Origin of the sequence: Roseospira goensis, assembly GCF_014197795.1 — a bacterium.
In the GTDB taxonomy this organism is placed as follows: Bacteria; Pseudomonadota; Alphaproteobacteria; order Rhodospirillales; family Rhodospirillaceae; genus Rhodospira; species Rhodospira goensis.
Genome location: NZ_JACIGI010000071.1, coordinates 1 through 2,565 on the forward strand (window position 1 = coordinate 1; position 2,565 = coordinate 2,565).

The window sequence follows — 2,565 nt, forward strand, 5'->3', positions numbered from 1 at the left end:
AGGACATGGGGCCTCCCACTTGATGCAAGGGAGTCCCCTACAGAATCCATTTCAAGCTCGACCGCTACCCCGATTTCTCAAATGCGATTCCCCTGCGAAGCGCACCCTGCCAAACAATTCGTTCTCGGCGCGCGCAAAGAAAGGTGCAGGACTGTCGCCGCCTGCCGCCGTGAAGGCAGGATAGAGTTCGGAAAGCGCGGGGTGCGCAAGATGGGGCTTTGTCGTTTCGCGATAACGAAGGCGATTCAGATGGCCTATGGTCTCATGGAGCTTGTCTTCAAGAGTGGGCTCCGTATCCGGTTGCACGCTGCGGCGCGTTAGATGAAACTTGTTCCAGTCCGTGAGATCGGTACGTCGCAGCAGGTACCGTTGGCCGGCGTAGAATGCGCCACCGCGCCACGGGAAGTATAAGGTGCGGCAGCTCAGCGCCGGTTCGCACCAGACAAAGTCCCCCGTTATGCGCTTCTCAGGAGTTCTAAGGAGCGCCACCATTGTCAGAGGGTGTAGAAGAGACACATCGCGAGGACCCGACGGCTATTGCAAAACGCTGGCGCTTACGCCGCTCGAAAGAACCTCGAAAAAACGCTCGAGAAGCGCGAGCGTCGGGCGGTTCAGCGTTGCGGGTTCGCCAAGACCAGATTCAAGCTGCATCAGGTGTATAAGCCGCGCAGCGGTCATGACGGCGCTGACATCGAGCGCAGGCGTCTTCTCGCGGGAGTGTCCCTGTGCCTGCGCTTTTGCCTCAGAAACCGGTTTCGGCTTGGCTTTCTGAGATTTCATCCGTTCAAGCAATTGCTTGCGGCGTGCGTCAGATTCCGCCCGGGCCTTTTGTAGCTCTTCCAGTGGATTTTCGCGTTTCTTCACCATCCTCCCAACCGTCATGATGCTCCGGTACGATTTGTGGCCGTCGACATCCGTGCCCGCTTGCTGGCCAGAGGACTAGTGTCGTATTGGGCGATATATGTGCGCATGAACTCACGCAAAACCTGTGCGGCAGGTTTGTCCTGCGCCTGACAGACAGCGAGAAATCGCTCCCTTAGCTCGCGCTGAACCCTTATGCGTAACCCTGCATCTTTCATCATGGGGGAAGTATGCCCGATGGATACACGGCCGCGTAGGCTTCTTCGGAAGATGCTGATGTAAAAAAAGCAGAAAAATAATTGGCTCACAAATATTGATGAAGATTTTCGCAAAATAGACCTCAGCCAATCCCGACGGTAAGGTCGTAGGTTCATACAAATAATCATTTACAATGCCGCAAATCGAATCTCATAGTTTCGCATTCCGAAACCATTGATGGCACGCCCAGATCACATCACCTACCTTTTAGCAGGCGGATGTAACCATGGTTGATGAGCATCCGTCCGTGCGCGGCGCGGCGTGCGACCTGCGCCTTCAGCGAGCTCGTTTTCCAGGGTTCCTCAGCGACGCGACGGGCGCCGAAGAAGACGGTGGCGACAGTTCGATAGCTGGCGCCGTCGCGCCGGCCGTCGACGGTGCGGAGCGCCCGCTTAAGACGTTCGCGCTGCTGGCGCGTTAGCGGCGGATCGGCCGTGCGCTCGATCAGCCGGCGTCGCAGGCGGTCGGCGGCGGCGACACGGATCGGCCAGTCTTCGTCCAGCGGGATGAGGACGCCAAGCGACTCTGCGTCAGTGTCCGTGTCGGCGCCGACGAGAACGGCGCCGTTCTGAAGGCGCATCCAGAAGAGGCCCCGGTCATCCGTGCGGAGGTCCGCGATGTTGTCGGCGAAGCTGAGGGATCGCAGCCCGAGGTCTGGCAGCGCGGCGACCAGAGTGACGACGGCCGACGCGATCTCCGGTCTCCAGAAGACGTGCGCGCTGGGTGCGGCGATGTCGGGATCAACGGGGAAATCGCAACCCCCAATCAGCGGGCGCTCCTCCGCCATGTCGCATCCGCGCATAGTCCGCGCGATAGTTTTCGTTGCGTCTCAGGCATTCCCAGGCGAGCCCGGAGACGTCGAGGCTGTCGAAATGGTCGTAGGCGCGATCATCGCGCCAGTCCCGCGACATGGCCGCACTCCTCGCAGCGAGCGCACAACTGACAGGGCGCCCTGCCGCAAGAGTTTCGGTCTCAGGTTGCTATTGCCTAGGCCTCGGGGCGGCATTCGGTGATGCGCGCGACGCATCACCTTGTCGCTTTTTGGTCAGGGGAGCCCGCGTTGAAGGAGGTCTCTGTAGCCGTGCTCGGTCATCCAGCGTGCGCGGCCGAGATGGCTCGCATGCACCCGTTCGGCGCGTTCCGGCTCACTTTCGGGATCGATGCCAAGCAGGATTCTCGCGACCTCGGCGACCGAAGCGCCAGAGTTCTCGGCGTCCAAGAGGCGGACGTACAGTTTCAGATGTTCCCGGTCGTAGAGGGTTACGCAGTCCGCCGCTGGTGGCGCATCAACAATCGGCGGTTCGGGAGTGCGGGTCATTGCAGAGATCCTGGCGGGCCTTGCCCAAATGATTAAGGTTCATGACGGAAAATCGGGGAGGGGCGGACAACGGGACGGTCTGACACACTGGTAGTTGCGACACGACACAGACTGCCAGGGAGGCCCCG

The 2,565-nt window shown here is 60.2% G+C and carries 4 protein-coding genes; all 4 read right to left on the reverse strand.

The genetic code is table 11. The annotated features are described in order from the left end of the window. Nucleotides 1-534: 534 nt before the first annotated feature. Nucleotides 535-867 carry a hypothetical protein gene (locus tag GGD88_RS18300; RefSeq protein ID WP_184438206.1) on the reverse strand — a complete coding sequence of 111 codons (333 nt, stop codon included), beginning with the start codon at nucleotides 865-867 and terminating at the stop codon, nucleotides 535-537. 448 nt (nucleotides 868-1,315) lie between these two features. Continuing rightward, complete coding sequence (locus GGD88_RS18305; protein WP_184438209.1) at nucleotides 1,316-1,906, reverse strand: DUF2285 domain-containing protein; 591 nt, start codon at nucleotides 1,904-1,906, stop codon at nucleotides 1,316-1,318. After that, entirely contained in the window at nucleotides 1,860-2,030 is a 171-nt protein-coding gene (locus tag GGD88_RS19470) for a transcriptional regulator domain-containing protein (protein WP_221237237.1), read from the reverse strand. Before GGD88_RS19470 ends, GGD88_RS18305 begins: the two co-directional genes overlap by 47 nt. Nucleotides 2,031-2,164: 134 nt before the next feature. Next, complete coding sequence (locus tag GGD88_RS18310) at nucleotides 2,165-2,437, reverse strand: DNA -binding domain-containing protein (RefSeq protein ID WP_184438212.1); 273 nt, start codon at nucleotides 2,435-2,437, stop codon at nucleotides 2,165-2,167. Between the last annotated feature and the right edge of the window lie 128 nt (nucleotides 2,438-2,565).

What these genes read in the sequence shown, in the direction of transcription:
- GGD88_RS18300 (WP_184438206.1), bottom strand. Translation starts at nt 867, where the DNA reads ATGGTGAAGAAACGCGAAAATCCACTGGAAGAGCTACAAAAGGCCCGG.
- GGD88_RS18305 (WP_184438209.1), bottom strand. Translation starts at nt 1,906, where the DNA reads ATGGCGGAGGAGCGCCCGCTGATTGGGGGTTGCGATTTCCCCGTTGAT.
- GGD88_RS19470 (WP_221237237.1), bottom strand. Translation starts at nt 2,030, where the DNA reads ATGTCGCGGGACTGGCGCGATGATCGCGCCTACGACCATTTCGACAGC.
- GGD88_RS18310 (WP_184438212.1), bottom strand. Translation starts at nt 2,437, where the DNA reads ATGACCCGCACTCCCGAACCGCCGATTGTTGATGCGCCACCAGCGGCG.